Source organism: Promicromonospora sp. NPDC050262 (assembly GCF_040655935.1).
Lineage (GTDB): Bacteria > Actinomycetota > Actinomycetes > Actinomycetales > Cellulomonadaceae > Promicromonospora.
On the sequence record NZ_JBFAKX010000001.1, the window covers coordinates 302332 to 320239 of the forward strand.

Below are 17908 nucleotides of genomic sequence, written 5' to 3' on the forward strand. Positions count from 1 at the left end.
GCCGGGCCGCCCCATCTTTGTGAGCGCTAACATGCCCGGCCGCCACAGACTAATGAGATGTATGACGAATGACAAGATGAGGCGAGTCAGCGCCGGAAGGCCGTCACCCGTCGTACCGTTCCACCAGCTCGGCGCGGACGACGGCGCCCGCCGGGATGTCCACGAAGAAGTCGACGGACGTCTCGGCCGTCGCTCCCGGCTTCACGGCCCGGACGAAGGCCGTGCCGGTGTCGTACGTCGTCCTGCCGTCCCTGCTCTCGACCACCACGTGGATGAAGTAGTCGAACGCCCGCGGGCCGCTGTTCGTCACGGTGACCGGCACCCTGTTCAGGGCGGGCGCCATGAGCTCGATCGCCCCGAACTCGACGTCCTTGCTCAGGTCGGCCAGGCCGACGTCCTCGATCTTCGCGACGGTCAGCGCCGGGACCGTCGAGGCGCCACCGATCTGGTTCTCGTACGTGAAGGACCCGTCCACCACGGCGTGGATCTTCAGCACGTCGCCGGCCTCCACGCCGTCGAGCAGGGCCTCCTCGGCGACGAAGACGGACTGGGTCTCCAGCTCGTACGCGGAGCCCGGCTGGTCCACACCCGCGCCCGCCAGGAAGCGGTCCGGGCCCGTGCTGCCGTCGAACTGCATGACCTCGGCGAACACCACGACGGCACGCCCCTGGGCCTCGTCGGGGTTCTTGGCGATGGACTCCCACTGCGCCGCGTCGAGCCGGACGAACTCCTCCGGGGCGGGGGTCGGGACGCCGTCGTCCTCCTCCGATGGCGTGGTGACGCCCTCCTCGACGATCGTCCGCGCCGTGTCGGTCACGAAGTCCGTCACGGCCGCCGCGGCGAACACACCGAGGACGGCGCCGGCCAGCGAGAGCATGATCCCGGTGATCGCCGCACCCCGCCCGATCGGCGGGTCGGTGCGGCCCGCGCGCGCGACCCCCACGGCCCCGAGCACCACGCCGAGGATCGAGGGCACGAACAGCAGGCCGAGGAACAGCGACGAGATCCCCAGCACGAGGCTTGCCGTCGCCTGCGGGTTGGTCGGTGCCGCCGGCCCGGTGCCGGGCGCGTACGGCGGCTGCTGGTACTGCGTGTGCTGGTACGGCGCCTGCTGGTAGGACCCCTGCGGATACGGCTCGTACGGGCGCGGCACCACGGACGGCGGGGTGGGCCCAGGGGCGGCGGACGGCGGGGTGGACCCTGCGGCGGACGACGGCGGCGCCATCGGCCGCGTGTCCCCGACCGGCGGCTCCGGCGCGGTGAACCGCAGGTCCTGGGTCCGTTCCGACTCCCGCTCGTCCACCCGTGTACCCCCGTCGCCGCGTCGCGCGTCTGTAGCCGGCACCCGTTCCGTCGGAACGACCGGCGCTCCCTGGCTGAGAATCGTACGGGTCAAGCCCGGACAAGTATCGGAAAAAGCCCGTTCAGGACAGGACTCCCGGGGTGAAATTCCGACCGGTCCCCCGCCCGCCTCACGTCCGCAGGTCGAGCTCCCCGACCACCTCGCCCAGCAGCTCGCCCGTGGGCCGGAACCCGCACCTCACGTAGAACCGCTCCGGGCTCCTGGCATGGGTCGCGTCCCACAGGACCGTGATCCGGTCCAGACCGCGCCGCAGGGCCTCGGCGGCGACCTGCTCGACGGCGAACCGCCCCACGCCGCGCCCGCGAGCCGCCGTCGCGACGTTCAGCCGCCAGATACCCGCACGAAAGGCCGGCTCCGGCTCCTCGGGGCTCCAGTTGGCCATGACGAAGCCGACCACCGCGCCGTCGTCGGTCACCGCCCGGGGCCAGGCGGTCGGGTGGACGTACGCCTCGGCGACCGACCAGGCCGTGGACGCGACCGGCTCGTCGTCACCGGCCTGCGGCGGCAGGCGCAGGACGTCGCCGAGGTTGTCGACGCTCAGTTCCTCGAGTCGCAGCACCATGCCTCCGAAGGTACGCGTCACCTCTGACACTCGGCGGCGGGGCGCCGGCACGACGTGCCGACACCCCGCCGTCGTCGTCCTTGCTGAGCGCGGTGAGCTGCTGGGGCGAGCTACTGGCCGGTGAACACGAACGGCGAACCCGGCTCCTTCTCGACGTCCCCGTCACGGGAGTTGGTGACGGTCACGTTCGACAGGATCGCGTTGCCGCGGGCGCCGGCCATCGCGAGGATGCCGGAGCCGTTGTTCGACCGGTCGATCCGCACGTTCGTGATGCGGACGTCGGGCATGTTGCCGCCGCCGTTCTTGAACTGGATGCCGTCGTAGGTGGAGTCGACGATGTCCGTGTCGCGGATGGTGACGCCCACGATGTCGTGGGTCTGCGGGAAGATCGTGATCGCCCCGAACTCCTGGTCCTCGTTCCAGAATGCCCCGCCCGTGCGGTACAGGCCGTTGTTGGCGATGAGCGTGGTCCCCGAGAACGGCAGGGGGTCGTGGTCGGTCGCCAGCATGATGCCGGGGTAGTTCATCGTGTCGTAGACCAGGTTGTTCTCGATGGAGTTGTCGTAGCCGCCGTAGATGGCGATGCCGTTGGCCCGCCACGGGAGCTGGACGGTGTTGTTGCGGAACGCGTTGTCGTGGCCGATGTCGACGTTGCGGTCCTTGACGTACGGGTTGGCCCAGACGGCCAGCGCGTCGTCGCCGGTGTTGCGGAACGACGAGTTGAACACGAGCGAGTTGCGCGTGCCGTTGCTGAAGTTGATGCCGTCCGCGTAGGTGTTGCGGATGCGCATGCCGGAGAACTCGACGCCGTCGCCCGGCCCCCACAGCTCGGGGATGTTGGTGTAGTCGCGACCCACCCACACGCCGACGTTCGCGTGCTCGATCCACACGTTGGTGACCTTCGTGTTCTGGCCGAAGCGCCCGTTGAGGCCGACGCCGCCCTCCTCCTGGCCGTTGTTGCCGCGGATGTCGCCGGAGCCGAAGATCGCGATGTCGGAGATCTGGACGTTGTCGTCGATGTCGAACCCGAAGTTGCCCTCGTGCGGGTGGTTGATGACGCCCGGGGCGAGGTGCGGCTTGATGAGGCTGTAGAGCTGCGAGTGCCACATGCCCGCGCCGCGGATCGTGACGTCGCTGATGCCCACCTGGTTGTGCGTGCCGCGGTTGAGCGGGTCGTCGGTGAGGATCTTCTTCTCCTGGCGCCACTGGCCCGCCGGGATCCACACGCAGTCGATCTCGCCCTCCTGGTTCGCGGTGACGGCGGCCTGGATTGCTGCCGTGTCCTCGAGCCCGTCGTTCGGGACCGCGCCGTACTCGGTGATCGACGTGCACTGCGCGGGCTTCGAGGTGGGCGGCGCCACCTGCTCGAGCTCGACCAGGTCGATGATGTAGAACGCGGCGTCGTCCCCGGCGTCGCGCTGGAGCTTGAACACCGTGCCCGCCGGGAAGGACCGGCTCAGCAGGGCGTGCGACTCGTCGAAGAGGCGGCGCGCGTCACCGCCCGGCGTGTTGACGAGGCCCTCGGGCTGGTCGGTCGTGCCGTACAGCCACGAGTGCTTGGACGACAGCGTCAGCTTCTGCACGAACTGGCCGTCCGCGTAGAGGCTGATCGTCTTCTCCTGTCCCCCGCCGCCGGCGGCGTCGGGGATCGAGTTGCGGACGACGATCGAGTTGGTCTGGTTGGTCGACGTGAACTGCACGTACTGGCCGGTGCTGTTCAGCCGCACCGACTCGCGGCCCGACGACTCGGTCGCGAAGTTGGTGTGCCCAAACGTGCGCAGCGGGTCGGTCTGCAGCAGCGCGCCCGTGTACTGGCCGGCCTCGGCCTCGTAGGTGGTGTACGGCACGGCGGCGCCGCGGCCCACGGTCACCGCGAGCGTGCCGGTGTTGTTCTCCTCGTTCGTCTCGTCGACGACGTCGGTCGCGTCGGCCGTGGCCGTCACCGTGACGCCGCCGTTGGTCGCCGTCCACGTCGCCGAGGGCGTGACCGTGACGGTGCCGCCCGCCGGGACGGCAGGCGTCGTGCCGTTCAGGGTGGTCGAACCCGCCACCACGCGCGTGACGGAACCGGCCGCGACCGCTTGGTTGCCGCGGTTGCGCACCTGGACCGAGAAGGACACGGCCGCACCGACGGCGGGGTTGGCCGGGTTGGAGGAGACCGAGACGACCTCCAGGTCGGGCCCGGGCGCCTCGCCCACGACGAGCTTCGCCGTGGCCGTGAACGCGTTGTCGGTCTCGTCCTGCTCGGCCACCGTGTTGCCGGGGTCGACGACGGCGCCGACCGTGTACTCGCCCGCGGGCCGGGTGCCGGCCGCTACCGTCACCTGGGCTGTCGCGCCGGGCTGGAGCGCGGCGACGTCCGCCGAGCCGGCTGTGCTGCCGCCGATCTTCCCGTCCAGCGACGTGGCCGCCGACGCCCGGTCACCCGTGTTCTTCACGGTCGCGGTGAGCGTCACCGGGGTGGTCGCCGTGGGCGACGCCGGGGACGCCGTCACCGCCGTGACCGTGAGGTTCGGGTTGGGCGCCGGGGCGCCGTAGACCTCGAGCTCGGCGACCTGGCCGTTGCCCGCCCCCGTGTTGCCGGTGAAGCGCAGGCGCACGTCGGTGACGGTGCCGGTGACCGGGATGTCCACGAGGTTGCCGCTCGCGGGTGCGAACGCGTACCCGGCGGACGCCTTGATCTCCTGCCACGCGCCGGTTCCCGAGCGCCCCCAGACGGAGAACGTCTGCGTGCGCGCGCCCCAGGCGGCGTCCGGGTTGACCCGCACGCGCACGCTGCTGACCTGCGTGGGCGCGGCCAGCGAGGCGTCGAGCGTCGACGGGTACTGCCCGCCGGCACCCTCCCAGTACGTGCCGGCCTGCCCGTCCACGGCGTTCGCCGCGACGTACGTCCACTCGGTCGACGACGCCGCCGCGGGCCGGTTCAGGGCGTAGTTGGTGCCGGTCGGGTCGGTGGGATCAGTCGGGTCCGGCGGGTCGGTCGGGTCGCCCGTGGGCGTGCCCCAGACCTGCAGCTCGGAGACCTGGCCGTTGCCCGCGCCGGTGTTGGCGCTGAACGCGAGGCGCACCTCGTCGGCCTCGGCGTCGAGCGGGATCTCGACCGTGTTGCCGGTCGCGGGGTCGAAGCCGTACGACGCGGAGGCCTTGAGCGTCCGGTACGACGACTCGCCGTCGGACCGGCCGAGCACGCTGAACGTCTGGGTGCGCGGGGACCACGCGGCGGGCGGCGGGAGCTTGACGACGACGCGCTCGACGTCGGAGTCCCGCCCGAGGTCGACCGTGAGGTGCGCCGGGTACTGCCCGCCCGCGCCCTCCCAGTAGGAGGCGGTGTTCCCGTCGTTCGCGTTGCCCGCGACGTAGTTCTGCGTCACGGACGACGCCGTGATCGGCTTGCCGAGGGCGAGGTTGGTGGCGTCCGCGGCGTGCGCGACGGCGGCCAGGCCGAGCGGCGCGACGAGCGCCAGCGCGGCGCCCGTCACGACCGTGTGCTTCCAGGGGATTCTCATGAACGTCCTCGTTCTCCCGCCGGTGGCGGGCTCGGCCACCCACGGGCAACGGCGCCCGACGACGGCGCGACCGGCTGGTGCGTCGACGTCCTGGGTGGGTCGGGTCGGCGCCACCGAGGCAGCCCGAAGAGGGCTGCGTGCCGGGGGCGAGAGTGCAGAGTTGCAGTACGCGCACTGCTTTGTGCTCGTTGTCTGTCAAGTTCTTGCAGTCTTGCGGTTCGGATATTACGAGGGCGAAACCTGGGACGTCAAGGGTCCGGAGCCACCCGGAAGCGCTGGCATCATGGCCCGCATGTCCGACGCCGCACGCCTCACCTGCCCGTTCTGTCACCTGGCCGTCTCGCCGGCCACGCTCCGTCTGCACTCGTGGTGGCACCAGCGGCGCCGCCGGGACGGCCAGCAGAAGGAGCACGTGACCCTGACGCCTGATGCCCGGTACGAGGGCTCGCTCGACGGCGTCCCCCAGGCCTACCGCCACCTGGTCTGCGGAGCGGGCACGGGCATGCCCGAGGAGATCGTCCGCAGCTACCTCGCCAACCCGTTCCTCTACGGTGACCGCTCGTTCTGCACCGGCTGCGGCGACTACGTGTCGAAGGCGGAGCTGCGCTGGATCGAGACCGGCCAGCCGCTGCGCGAGTACTTCGACGCGCTCCGCGCGGCGGCGACGCCGGAGCTACGGGCGCGGGCGCACGCGCACTACCGGGGGATCGGGGACCGGTAGCAGCTGGTGGGGCACGGGCCGCTCAGACGTGAACCTGTGCGGTGGTCGCCCAGCGGCCGAGCGCCGCCTCGGCCGCCTCGACGTCACGTCGCAGTGCCGCGAACTCGGTCTCGTCGAAGGGCGTGTCGCCGGCGAGGTAGCGGGAGCGCGCCTGGTCGGCCGTTGCGACGCTCCACAGGTGGTCCAGGAACATCCGCCGTTCGACGACGCCCAGCTGGTCGAACCGCGAGATCAGGCGCAGCACGTCGCGGTTCCGGCCCAGCACCGCGCTGCGCGCCGTCCGGTCGACGCGCAGCTCTCGGATCTCGCGGACGGAACCGCGGGCGAGCCAGCCGGCGACAAAAGCTGCGATCCCGAGAACCGCGAGGTACGTGAGAGTCACCGGTGTCGCGTCGTCGAAGGCCGCCCGGGTGTCGCCGCCCGCAGCCTGGCCGGCTGCGGCCACGAGGGCAATGAAGAGCACGGGCCAGGCGTAGAACAACCCGGTCAACACGCGGGCCGGCACGTAGCGCAACCGCGCCCTGCGCCCGACCTCAACGAGCCGGCCTTGAGCAGCCGCGAGCGCATCCGGCGGCGCGGAGGGGTCGACGACGACGACCCACCGATCGATTCCCGACTCGGGCGCCGTGCCGATTGCCAGGCTGCGCGTGATGAAGATCGGCGACGTCACGTTCTCAACGAACCAGGCGAACGCCAGAAAACCGCCCGGACGGGGACTAACCCAGACATGCTGCACCTGCACACAGTAGAGCTCGACCAGGTCCGACATGCCGTCGCCGCCGGCCCGAGAGCCGACAACCGTTGAGCCGCCGTGCCGCGCGCCCGGAAAGATCCCCCGCTCCCGCAGTGGTGGGCCGCGCGCGACAGGCGGACCGTGGAGAGATGGATCCCACCCCGGACGCGGCCTCGACCGACGCGGCGACGGACGCGACACCGACCGACACACCCTCCGCCGATGCCGTGGCCGAACGCCTCTTCGGCGCCGTCCTCGGCACCGTCGACCTGATGTCGACGTTCCTGGGCGACCGCCTGGGCTGGTACCGGTCGCTGGCCGACGACGGCCCCGCGACACCGCCCCAGCTCGCCGAGCGCACCGGCACGGACGCCCGCTACGCGCGGGAGTGGCTGGAGCAGCAGACCGTCACCGGTCTGCTGCACCTCGACTCGGACGGCACCCCTGACGAACGCGTCTTCAGCATCCCGCCGGGCACCGCGGATGTGCTGACCAACCAGGACAGCCTCAACTTCCTGGCCCCCGTGGGACGGATGTTCGGGGCCGTCGGCCCTGCTCTCCCCCAGCTGCTGGCCGCCTACCGTACCGGCGACGGCGTGAGCTGGGACGACCTCGGCGACCATGCCCGCGAGGGTCAGGCGGACGCGAACCGGCCGTGGTTCGAGCACCGGCTGGCCGACGCGCTCGCCGGCGTCGCCGACCTCCACGAGCGGCTCGCGCGACCCGGCGCCCAGGTGCTCGACGTCGGCTCCGGCGGCGGCTGGTCCAGCATCGCCCTCGGCCGGGCGTACCCCGGCGCGACGGTCCACGGCATCGACATCGACGCGCCGTCGGTGGCGATGGCCACCGAGAACGCACGCGCCGCCGGCGTCGCCGACCGGGTCCGTTTCTCCCATGGCGACGCCGCCGAGCTGCCGGCCGGCCGGTACGACGCGGCCTTCGCCTTCGAGTGCGTCCACGACCTGCCCCGCCCGGTCGACGTGCTCGCGGCCGTCCGGGCGTCTCTCGCACCGGGGGCGCCGTTGATCGTGATGGACGAGGCCGTGGCCGAGTCGTTCGCGCCGCACGGCGACGAGCTCGAGCGCATGATGTACGGCTTCAGCCTCTTCGTCTGCCTGCCCGACGGCCGCTCCAGCCGGCCGAGCGCGGCCACCGGGACGGTGATGCGGCCGTCCCTGCTGCGGGAGTACGGCGCGGCCGCCGGGTTCAGCGAGTTCGAGGTGCTGCCGATCGAGGACTTCGGGTTCTTCCGCTTCTACCGGATGAAGGAGGCGGGGACGTCCTAGAGCTGGGACCCGCCGCCGTCGCCGGCCGGCCCCCGCCCCGCCGGCCCCGTGGCCTGACGGTTCAGGACGTCGTCCGCACGCGGACGGTCGCGATCTGGAACGGGCGCAGCTCCAGGCCGATCGGCTCCCCGCCCGCCCAGGACTGCTCGCCCAGGTCGCGCTCGAGGAGATCGGTGCGCCACGCCGCCGAGAAGGGCGTGCCGAGCCCGAGGGTGACCGCGGTCCGTGCGCCCTGCGCCTCGTACAGCCGGACGACGAGGTCGCCCGACCGGTCCTCGGCGAGCTTCACCGACTCGACCAGGACCGAGGGCGCCGAGACGGTCACGATCGGGTCGACGACGGCGTCCGGGTCCCCCGGAACGTGCCGCGCCGGGAGGTTGAGCCGGTAGCCGGCGGCCGCGGCGTCGAGCACCGTCGCCGCCGGGCCGATCGTGGTCCGGAAGACGTGGGCCCCTTGGTCGGCCTCGGGGTCCGGGAACTTCGGCGCCCGCAGCAGGGACTGCCGGACCAGGGTCGTCGTGCCGCCGTCGGCGCGCGTGGAGCGCGTCACGTCGTGCCCGTACGTGGACGCGTTGGCCACGGCCACCCCGAACCCCGGCTCGCCGACGTGCACCCACCGGTGGGCGACGGTCTCGAACCGCGCGGCGTCCCAGGACGTGTTCGCGAAGGTGGGGCGCATGACGTGCCCGAACTGGATCTCGGAGGCGAAGTCGTCGGCGCGCACGTCCACGGGGAAGGCGAGCTTGAGCAGCTTCTCCTGCTCGTGCCAGTCGACCTCCGTCTCGACCTGCAGCTCCGCGGCGCCGGCGGCCAGCCGGAACCGCTGGACGATCGTGGAGCCGCCGTGGGTGTGCGTCACGGTCAGGGCGTCGCCCGTGACCTCGACCGTGTCCGGGGTGCGCAGCTCGGTGACGGCGTTGGCGTAGGAGCGGTCGATGTCCCACGCCTCGAACATGTTGGGGCGGTCCCGGAAGACCTGCAGCAGCGCTGCCTGCTCGCCGTCGGGGACGAGGTCGCGGCCCGACGACAGATCGACCAGGGAGACCAGCAGCCCCGCGGCGTCGAAGCGCGCCGAGAGGCGGCCGTTGTCCAGGCGGTAGCCGCCGGGCACGGCGGCCGGGGCCACGTTCGGCGTCGAACCCGGGCCGGCACCCGGCCCCGCACCCTGCCCCGCGGCGACGTCCTGCGGGGCGAGGACGGCGGCGCCCAGCGCCGGCACGTCCCCGTGGTCGAACGGTGCCGCGTTGAAGACGACGGCGGCTCCCCCGTCGCCGGCGAGCGCCCGCTGGGCGGACGCGATGATGCCCTCCAGCTCCTCGCCGACCCGCCGGTAGGCCTCCTCGGCCTCCTCGTGGACCCATGCGATCGCCGAGCCGGGGAGGATGTCGTGGAACTGCTGCAGCAGCACCGTGTGCCAGATCGTGTCGAGCCGCTCGTAGGGGTAGTCGAGCAGTCCGCGGACGGCGGTCGTCGCGCTCCACAGCTCGGCCTCCCGCAGCAGGTGCTCGCTGCGCCGGTTGCCGAGCTTGGTCCGGGCCTGGGAGGTGTAGGTGCCCCGATGGGTCTCCAGGTACATCTCGCCGGTCCAGACGGCGGGCCGGGGCAGGTTCTCCTTGGCCGCCGCGAAGAAGTCGGCCGGCGCGCCGAGCGTCACCCGCGGGGAGCCCTCGAGGTCCCGGGTGCGCCGCGCGGCGGCGATCATCTCGCGGGTGGGCCCGCCGCCGCCGTCGGACCAGCCGAACAGGGTGACCGACGTGTTCGACGTCGCCTTCTCGGTGTGCTGCCGCTGCGCCTTGGCCAGGTCGGCGGCGCCGAGGTCCGAGCCGTAGGTGTCGTTCGGCGGGAAGTGCGTGAAGAGCCGGGTGCCGTCCAGGCCCTCCCAGAGGAAGGTGTGGTGCGGCATCCGGTTGGTGTCGTTCCAGGACATCTTCTGGGTGAGGAAGCTGTCCGTGCCCGCCGAGCGCGCGATCTGCGGGAAGGCCGCGGTGAACCCGAAGGAGTCGGGCAGCCAGGCCTCCCGCGCGAGCGTCCCGAACTCGCGGAGGAAGAACCCCTGCCCGTGCAGGAACTGGCGCACCAGCGCCTCGCCGCCCGGCATGTTCGTGTCGCTCTCCACCCACATGCCGCCCACGGGGACGAACCGCCCCTCGGCGACCCGGGCCCGGATGCGCTCGAAGAGCTGGGGGTAGTACTCCTTGACCCACGCGAGCTGCTGCGCGCTGGAGCAGGCGAAGACGAAGTCGGGGTCGGCGTCCATCAGGTCGAGCACGTTGGAGAACGTGCGGGCGCACTTGCGCACGGTCTCGCGCGTGGGCCACAGCCAGGCGGAGTCGAGGTGCGCGTGGCCGACGGCGACGATCGAGTGGGCGGTCGCATGGGCCGGGGCGGCGAGCACGGCCGCGAGCTCGCCCCGGGCGGCCGCCACGGTCGCCGCGACGTCGTCCGGGTCGATCGCGTCGCACGCCCGCTCCAGCGCGCGCACGATCTCGGCCCGGCGCGGGAGCCCCGGGTCGAGCTCGCGCGCCAGGCCGACCAGCGCGGAGATGTCGCTCAGCAGCGCGTCCACGTCGAGGTCGCGCTCGACGAGCGTCACGTCGCGCAGCGTGTAGACGGGCTCGGAGCCGGCCGTCGCCTTGTGGCCCAGGCGCGCGATGTGGGAGGCGCCGGCGGGCAGGAAGGTCCCCGGGAGCGCCGCCGCCATCCCCGCCGCCGGGGTGGGCGGTGCCGAGGCGAAGAAGTGCTCCAGCATGTTCGGGTTGGACGCCGCCTCCACGAAGACGTCGACCGTGTCGCCGTCGACGTCGACGACGTGGTTGAACGGCTCGACGCCCTTGATGATCGAGCCGTCCGGCCGGTACAGCAGGCCCTCCGCCTGGAAGGCGGGCATCAGGCGCGAGAAGCCGAGGTCGACGAAGAGCTGGACGGTGGTGCCCGCCCGCCCCCAGCCGTCCGGGACGGCGCCCGTGACGTGGAACCACGTGGTCCCCCAGGGCCTGCTCCAGGCCTGACCCACCTCGAACGGCGTGAACTCGTGCCGCACGGCCTCCGCGAAGGGCACGGGCTCGTCGGGCACCTCCCAGGCCGTGACACGGACGGGCGCCCTGCGCGGGAAGAGGGCGGGTACGAGGAGGTCGCGGACCGTGTTGTTGACCCGGTGCTCGACCTGGACGGCGTTGTCGTTCATGAGGGCACCGTAACAGAAAAGCTCCGCGTGGAACTTTTCGCGCTGATAGGTTGAGGTCCGGCGAGCAACATGGAGGTGGGACGTGTCGCAGAGCGAGCGCGCCGAGGCGCCCGTGAGCACGGAACCGGAGAGCCGGTCACGACCGCGCGGCAGGTACCCCAAGGGGATCCTGCGCCGGCAGCAGATCCTCGACCGCACCATCGGGGTGTTCGCCGAGCTGGGGTCCGAGGGCACCAGCCTGCGCGCGATCGGCGAGGCGATCGGCGTGAGCCACGCCGCCCTGCGCCGGTACTTCGAGACCCGCGAGGAGCTCTTCCTCGAGGTGCTCCGCGAGAAGGACCGCCAGGCCCTGGCCGACGCCCGCGAGAGCGGCGCCGCCCCGACCGACTTCACCGCGCACCTGGAGGCCTACGCCCGGCGGACGCCGGGACTCATGGCCCTGCGGCACAGCATGGTGGCCCGGGCGCTGGAGTCCGACAACGAGCACTCCCGCACGTTCTTCGTCGACCGCTACCGGTCGCTGCGCGACGAGGCGCTGGCGATCCTGCGCGTCGCGCAGGCCGCCGGCACCGTGCGGTCCGACATCTCACCGCAGGTGGCGGCCTCCCTGGTAATCGCCGCCATGGACGGGCTCTCGACGCAGTGGCTGCTCGACCCGGACGTGGACATGCTCCAGGGGATGACGCTCCTGGAGAACCTCCTGCGGCCGGCCGAGGGGTAGGGACGGACGGGAGCGCGAGACGGCCGACGAGAGGCGGGCCACCAAAAAGTTCCACGCGGAACTTTTTGGTGTTACGTTGACTCCTGCCCGGGCACCGCAGCCCGGAATGCTCGCAGAGAGAAGTCGACGTGGACGAGAACCCCCATCCCGTGCCCACCGACGGCGGCCCGACGGCCGTCGCCGCTCCCCCGACCCCGGCGCCCGGCGCCGGGACACTGCGCTCGCGCTATCCCCAGGTCGCCGTCCCGCTGGCCATCCTCGGGTTCTCGATCGCCCTGGTCCCGCCGCTCGTCGTCACCATCGCGCTGCGGCTGCGCGAGCTCGACCTGGACAACGCCGCCGCCGACCTCGGCCTGATCCTCGGCGTCGGCGCGGTCTTCTCGCTCATCGCCAACCCCCTGGCGGGACGGTTCTCGGACCGGACGACCAGCCGCCTCGGCATGCGCAAGCCGTGGATCTTCTCGGGTGCCGCCGTCGGCTACGCCGGGATCGTCGTCATCGCCTTCGCACCGAACGTACCGCTGGTGCTCGTGGGATGGAGCATCGCGCAGGTCGGCCTGAACTTCGCGCTCGCGGCGCTCGTGGCCATGCTCCCGGACCAGGTCGGTCCCGAGCGGCGCGGGCGGACTGCGTCGTTCATCAGCCTGGCGCAGAATGTCGGCGGCGTCGCCGCGACGTTCCTCGTGCAGCTCTTCCCGTCCGGGCTGGTGCAGTACCTGGTGCCCAGCCTGATCGGCGTGGTGCTGATGGTCGTCATGGTGGCGCCCGTCAAGGACCGGGTGCGCACGGAGCGCACCCGGGAGCCCTTCGGTCCGCGGGCCCTCCTCGGCTCGTTCGTCTTCGACCCGCGCAAGAACCCGGACTTCGGCTGGGCGTGGCTCACGCGGTTCTTCCTGACCACGACGCAGTTCACCGCGACCAGCTACCTCACGTACTTCCTCATCGCCCAGTTCGGGGTGTCCGACGCCGAGGCACCCACCCTGGTCTTCCAGGCGATCCTCGCCAACGCGGTCGGCATCGTGCTCGTCGCACCCCTGCTCGGCTGGCTCTCGGACCGCCTCCGGCGCCGCAAGCCGTTCGTGATCGTCTCCGCGGCGATCGCCATCGTCGGGCTCACGGTGATCGCGCTGGCGCCGTCGATCGAGGTCGTGCTGCTCGGCGAGCTCGTGCTCGGCGCGGGCCTGGGCGCGTTCTTCGCCGTCGAGCTGGCCCTGATCGCCGACGTGCTGCCCAGCTCGGACACCGCGGGCAAGGACCTGGGCGTGGCCAACCTCGCGCAGTCGCTCCCCCAGTCGCTGATCCCGGTCGCGGCACCCGGCCTGATCGCCGCGTTCGGCTATCCGGGCCTGTTCCTCAGCGGCGCCCTCCTCGGCGTCCTGGGCGCGATCAGCGTCACGCGGGTCAAGCAGGTGCGGTAGCCGCCGCGGCGGGCGGCCACCGTCCTAGGCTGTCCTCGTGGCGCTGGCCGTCTGCCTGCTCTTCGACAGGCCCACCGAGCGGGTCCTGCGACGGCTGTGGCAGCGACTCGAGGACCAGGGCGTGCCCACGCTCGCCGGCCACACCCACCGCCGGCACGTGCCGCACCTCTCCCTGGCGGTGCTGCGCTCCTGGGACCTGGACAAGGTGCGCGCCGCCATGGAGGCGCTGCCCGACGCCGGCCCCACGACCGTGCGGTTCGACGCCGTCGCCGCGTTCCGCCGGGGCCGGATGAGCCTGGTCCCGGCGGTGACGAGCGCGCTCGCGGCCCGCCAGGAGCGGGTCGTCGAGGCGCTCGGCGCGACCGACGACGAGCTGCACAAGCACTACGTGCCCGGCGTCTGGACGCCGCACGTCACCGTGGCCACCCGCGCCCGGCTCGACCAGACGCCGCTGGTGCTGGAGGCGGTCTACGAGATCGTGCCGCTCACCGGCACGCTGAGCCGGGCCGCGCTGGTGGACGCCGGGACCGGGATCGCCTACCCGCTCAGGATCGTCCCCTGACGGACAGCACGTCCACGCCGTCGAGCGTGAAGGTGCCGCCGACCACGCGGACCGCGACCGTGTGCGACCGCTGCCGCAGGTCGCGCAGCCAGTACGACGTCTCGCGGGTGCCCGCAGGCCCGACCTGCACGGTCGTGGGCGCGCCGCCGTCCACGGCCACCTCCAGCGTCGCGGCCGCCGTGGCACCGAACAGGTTCAGGCCGGTGCCGGTGAACGCCACGTCCACCGACTGGCCCGCCCTCAGGACGTGCTGCGTCCGGTTGAAGTGCGCGTAGCCCGCCTGGGTGAACGTGAAGCCGTCGGGGTAGGTCAGCCGCGCGTCCGAGTCGTCGATCTTCTCCGACGCCCAGGCGTGGCCCGGCACCGCGGTGACCGCGAGGTTGTCGTACTGCGTGTTGTAGAACCCGCTGGTCAGGGCGATCCGGCCGGTCAGCACCGGGTTCGCCCCGGCGTCGGTCCACCGGGCGAACCGGTCGCCGTCGAGGGTCGCCGTCACGATGTTCCCCCGCGCCTCGACCGCGAGCCGGTGCCACCGGCCGCCGTCGAACCCGGCCACCGTGCCCGAGGCCACGACCTGGTCGAGCTTGCGTAGCTGCCAGCGGCCGTCCTCGTGCACGCGGACCGCGTAGGTGGCCTGGTCGCCGCCGCGGGCGTAGACCTGGCGCACGCCGAGCCCGGCGAAGTTCTCCAGCGCCGCGTCGCGGTCCACGGCGTCGAGCCGGAAGTCCACCGCCGCGGTGTAGTCGGCCCAGCGGTGGTCACCCAGCACGGTCGACGGAGCCGCCGTCTGGAGCACGTCCTGGCGCCCGTTGCCCCAGACGTTCCAGGTGAACCCGCGGTTGCCCGCGTGGATCTGCTGCTGGAGCACGTGCCCCTTGCGGCGGTCGCCGGCGTCGACCACCTCGAACGCGCCGTCCTGGTCCGCCGTGTAGCGTGGCGTGCCGCCCCGCCGCTCCAGGTAGGTCATCTTCTGCCCGCCGACCTGCTTCACCGGGTACCCGGCGTACTCGAAGTCGTCCCGGTAGGGCAGCGGGAGGATCGTGTCCTCGGCGTCGGGCGCGAAGTCGCCCGGCGCGTACGGCTCCGTGGCGCCGGCCACACCGTGCGCGAGCGTGGACAGCGTGACGATCGAGTACGCCGGGACCTTGACGCGGTAGACGTCGTGCTCGACACCGCCGACCGTCTCCGTGCGGACCGGCTCATAGACGTCGGTGTTCTGGAAGTAGTTCTCGTCGTGTTCCTGGCCGGCGTCCGGCCCGCGCGTCTCCCACGCGTACAGCGGCCGGTCGGCCGGGCCCAGGTCCGCGACCTTCACCTCGAAGTACCGGTCGGTGCGGGTGTTGTTGGCGTGCACCTGCGACCACTGCGCCTCGCCGTCGGCGTCCGCGGGCGTGCGGGCGGTCAGAACGGTGCGGGTCGACGTGTCGACGTTGGTGCCGCCGTCGCCCTTGGTGCCGTCGCCGCCCGTGGCGCCCTCGACGTACTCCCAGCCGTCCCCGACGAACTGGTGGAAGTGCCGCACGGCGACCAGGCCGACATCGCCCTCCCAGTAGCCGGACCACGGGTCGGAGGCCCGCACCAGGTGCTTGGGCGAGTACTGCGTGCCCTCGTACATGGCGCTGACCGCCGGCTGGAACAGGAACGTGGTCATGTGCGCGGGGTCGTTCCCGGCGCCGCTCCAGCGGTAGGCGTTGATGAACCGGTCCGCGATGTCGGCGGCCGAGACCGTGCCGCCCACGCCGCCGCGGGCCGGGTCGGCCGCGACCCGGTACTGCGGGTCGATCATCGGGGCCACGCCCTCGGAGTACAGGACCTCCTTGCCGAACTCCTTGTTCAGCCGCGTGACGTTGGGCCCGCCGACGATGTCGTAGTGGAAGGCGAGCGCGTCCACCTGTTCCAGCGCCGCCGGGTCGGCCAGGATGCGCGCCGCGACGGCGTCGCCCTCGCGGTAGGAGTCCAGCGCCACGATCTTGATGTGCGAGTAGTCGTAGCGGGCGTCCGGCGCCGCGGCGTCCCGCTCCAGCCACTGCGCGAACCGCACGGTCCACGCCAGCTCGGACGCCTGGTAGGTCGCGCCGCGCACCTCGTTCTGCGACGGGCTCATCCAGTCGAGCTCCACCCCGTACGTGTCGTACGCGGCGTCGATCGTCTCCTTGTACCACTGGTACCGCTTCACCGGGTCGTTCCCGGTCCAGGACGGCTCGCCCCAGCGCAGCGCCTCGGTCTCGATGTCCGGGTTGATCGTCAGCGCGTCCGCGATGAAGTGGAAGCCGGCGCCACGCAGCACGTTCGCGGGCTCGTCGGCGCTGCGCTTCGTGGCCGGCTCCGCCCCCGACGAGCTGTTGCTGTCCGCGCCGAGCTCCACCTTGATGTGCTTGAGCCCCGCGCCCGTGACCGGGTCGAAGAGCATCCGCATGATCCGCCAGTAGGCCTCCGGCTGCTCCTCCTTGTAGTCGAGCAGCAGGTTGGAGGTGTTGTTGCAGGACACCGAGCCGAACCCGCCGAACGTGTTGTACGCGCCGCCGTCGGCGCGGCGCTCCACGTCGTCGCCGTCGACCAGGAGCTCCCGCCAGTCGATCGAGGGGTCGTCCAGCCGGAGCACCGGCAGGTCTGGCTGGGCTGCGGTGGTCGACGACGGCGTCGTGGCTGCGGCGCCCGGTGCGCTCGCGCTCGCCGAGGGGGCCAGGAGGCCGCCCGCGGCGAGGACGAGGACCGCGGCGACCGCGGTGGATCTGGCCGTGCGGCGGTGGGGACGTGGCATGGGGCACTCTCCGTCGTCGTTGACTGGACCGGGTGCACGGGGCGACGATCAGCGGTGATCGTTTGTGATCGCTTCGCGCGATCACCCCGTGCTCTGCTCAGGCAGAACGTAGGCCGGGCGCACGACGAGGTCAATATTCTGATCGGTAATGATCGAATCGTGCGCGCCGGCGAGCACGCTATCCCCCGATCCGGTCCAGCTCGGCGAGCTCGTCCGCGCCGAGCACCAGGCCCGCGCCTGCCACGTTCTCCCGCAGGTGCGCGACCGACGACGTGCCCGGGATCAGCAGCACGTTGGCGGAGCGCTGGAGCAGCCACGCCAGCGCCACCGCGATCGTCGTGGTGCCCAGCCGGGCGGCGACGGCGGTCAGCGCATCGGACTGCAACGGGCTGAACCCGCCGAGCGGGAACCAGGGCACGTAGGCGATGCCGTCGGCGGCGAGCCGATCCACCAGCCCGTCGTCCTCGCGGTGGGCCAGGTTGTACATGTTCTGCACGCTCACGATCGGCGCGATGGTCCGGGCCTCCGCGACCTGACGGGCGGTCACGTTGGTCAGGCCCAGGTGCCGGACCAGCCCTTCCTGCTGCAGCGCGGCCATCGTCTCGAAGGCCTCCGCGAGCGAACCCTCCTTCCGGCCCGACGCGTCGCCGAGGCGCAGATGGACCAGGTCCAGCGTGTTCAGCCCGAGGGTCTCCAGGTCGCTGTGGATCTGCCGCCGGAGCTGGTCGGGCCGGCGCTCGACCGGCCAGCCACCCTGCTCGTCGCGGTAGGCGCCTGCCTTCGTGACCACGTGCAGCGTGTCGGGGTAGGGGTGCAGGGCCTCGCGGATGAGCTCGTTGGTGATCCGCGGCCCGTAGGCGCCGGCGGTGTCGATGTGGGTGATACCCAGGTCGACGGCCTCGCGCAGGACGGCGAGGGCGCCGTCCCGGTCGGCGGGCGGACCCAGCACCCCGGGACCGGCGAGCTGCATGGCGCCGTAGCCGAAGCGGGTGACGGTCATGTCCCCCAGGGTCCAGGTGCCGCCGGGCAGGGTGGGAGCGGTGGTGCTCACGATCGTGGCCTCTCGTCGGTGGAAGTCGCGGACGACGGCA

At 72.2% G+C, this 17908-nt stretch carries 12 protein-coding genes; 5 read left to right on the forward strand and 7 right to left on the reverse strand.

The window, feature by feature from the left end; genetic code table 11:
- Positions 1 to 103: 103 nt before the first annotated feature.
- From AB0I29_RS01325 to AB0I29_RS01335, 3 genes are all read right to left on the reverse strand, one after another.
- Positions 104 to 1303: a DUF4190 domain-containing protein gene (locus tag AB0I29_RS01325; RefSeq protein ID WP_357477077.1), complete on the reverse strand. Its 1200-nt coding sequence runs from the start codon at positions 1301 to 1303 to the stop codon at positions 104 to 106.
- 169 nt (positions 1304 to 1472) lie between these two features.
- The gene (locus AB0I29_RS01330; RefSeq protein WP_357477080.1) at positions 1473 to 1925 is read right to left on the reverse strand and encodes a GNAT family N-acetyltransferase; all 453 of its coding nucleotides are present in this window, start codon (positions 1923 to 1925) and stop codon (positions 1473 to 1475) included.
- A gap of 110 nt (positions 1926 to 2035) precedes the next feature.
- Positions 2036 to 5431, reverse strand: a complete 3396-nt coding sequence (locus tag AB0I29_RS01335) for a CARDB domain-containing protein (RefSeq protein ID WP_357477084.1) — start codon at positions 5429 to 5431, stop codon at positions 2036 to 2038.
- 292 nt (positions 5432 to 5723) lie between these two features.
- Here AB0I29_RS01335 and AB0I29_RS01340 point away from each other — a divergent pair, with 292 nt between their 5' ends.
- The gene (locus AB0I29_RS01340) at positions 5724 to 6152 is read left to right on the forward strand and encodes a hypothetical protein (protein ID WP_357477087.1); all 429 of its coding nucleotides are present in this window, start codon (positions 5724 to 5726) and stop codon (positions 6150 to 6152) included.
- 22 nt (positions 6153 to 6174) lie between these two features.
- On the opposite strand, the gene AB0I29_RS01345 is transcribed toward AB0I29_RS01340, so the two are convergent.
- The gene (locus AB0I29_RS01345) at positions 6175 to 6921 is read right to left on the reverse strand and encodes a hypothetical protein (protein ID WP_357477090.1); all 747 of its coding nucleotides are present in this window, start codon (positions 6919 to 6921) and stop codon (positions 6175 to 6177) included.
- A gap of 113 nt (positions 6922 to 7034) precedes the next feature.
- Here AB0I29_RS01345 and AB0I29_RS01350 point away from each other — a divergent pair, with 113 nt between their 5' ends.
- Complete coding sequence (locus tag AB0I29_RS01350) at positions 7035 to 8171, forward strand: class I SAM-dependent methyltransferase (protein WP_357477094.1); 1137 nt, start codon at positions 7035 to 7037, stop codon at positions 8169 to 8171.
- Between the two features lie 61 nt (positions 8172 to 8232).
- On the opposite strand, the gene AB0I29_RS01355 is transcribed toward AB0I29_RS01350, so the two are convergent.
- Positions 8233 to 11355, reverse strand: a complete 3123-nt coding sequence (locus tag AB0I29_RS01355; RefSeq protein WP_357477097.1) for a glycoside hydrolase family 38 C-terminal domain-containing protein — start codon at positions 11353 to 11355, stop codon at positions 8233 to 8235.
- An 82-nt stretch (positions 11356 to 11437) separates the two neighbouring features.
- Between AB0I29_RS01355 and AB0I29_RS01360 the strand changes: the two genes are divergently transcribed.
- The 3 genes from AB0I29_RS01360 (at position 11438) to AB0I29_RS01370 (ending at position 14056) form a co-directional block, all read left to right on the forward strand.
- A complete protein-coding gene (locus AB0I29_RS01360; RefSeq protein WP_357477101.1) occupies positions 11438 to 12076 on the forward strand; it encodes a TetR/AcrR family transcriptional regulator in 639 nt (212 codons plus the stop codon).
- A 128-nt stretch (positions 12077 to 12204) separates the two neighbouring features.
- Positions 12205 to 13494, forward strand: a complete 1290-nt coding sequence (locus AB0I29_RS01365; RefSeq protein WP_357477104.1) for an MFS transporter — start codon at positions 12205 to 12207, stop codon at positions 13492 to 13494.
- Positions 13495 to 13531: 37 nt separating this feature from the next.
- Positions 13532 to 14056 (forward strand): 2'-5' RNA ligase family protein, encoded by a 525-nt coding sequence (locus AB0I29_RS01370; protein WP_285101393.1) that lies wholly within the window; start codon positions 13532 to 13534, stop codon positions 14054 to 14056.
- Here the strand turns inward: AB0I29_RS01370 and AB0I29_RS01375 are convergent.
- Positions 14040 to 16817 (reverse strand): hypothetical protein, encoded by a 2778-nt coding sequence (locus tag AB0I29_RS01375; protein ID WP_357477108.1) that lies wholly within the window; start codon positions 16815 to 16817, stop codon positions 14040 to 14042. The genes AB0I29_RS01370 and AB0I29_RS01375 overlap by 17 nt on opposite strands.
- A 178-nt stretch (positions 16818 to 16995) precedes the next feature.
- Complete coding sequence (locus AB0I29_RS01380; protein WP_285101389.1) at positions 16996 to 17868, reverse strand: oxidoreductase; 873 nt, start codon at positions 17866 to 17868, stop codon at positions 16996 to 16998.
- Positions 17869 to 17908 lie beyond the last annotated feature (40 nt).

What these genes read in the sequence shown, in the direction of transcription:
- AB0I29_RS01330 (WP_357477080.1), bottom strand. Translation starts at nt 1,925, where the DNA reads ATGGTGCTGCGACTCGAGGAACTGAGCGTCGACAACCTCGGCGACGTC.
- AB0I29_RS01335 (WP_357477084.1), bottom strand. Translation starts at nt 5,431, where the DNA reads ATGAGAATCCCCTGGAAGCACACGGTCGTGACGGGCGCCGCGCTGGCG.
- AB0I29_RS01340 (WP_357477087.1), top strand. Translation starts at nt 5,724, where the DNA reads ATGTCCGACGCCGCACGCCTCACCTGCCCGTTCTGTCACCTGGCCGTC.
- AB0I29_RS01345 (WP_357477090.1), bottom strand. Translation starts at nt 6,921, where the DNA reads ATGTCGGACCTGGTCGAGCTCTACTGTGTGCAGGTGCAGCATGTCTGG.
- AB0I29_RS01350 (WP_357477094.1), top strand. Translation starts at nt 7,035, where the DNA reads ATGGATCCCACCCCGGACGCGGCCTCGACCGACGCGGCGACGGACGCG.
- AB0I29_RS01355 (WP_357477097.1), bottom strand. Translation starts at nt 11,355, where the DNA reads ATGAACGACAACGCCGTCCAGGTCGAGCACCGGGTCAACAACACGGTC.
- AB0I29_RS01375 (WP_357477108.1), bottom strand. Translation starts at nt 16,817, where the DNA reads ATGCCACGTCCCCACCGCCGCACGGCCAGATCCACCGCGGTCGCCGCG.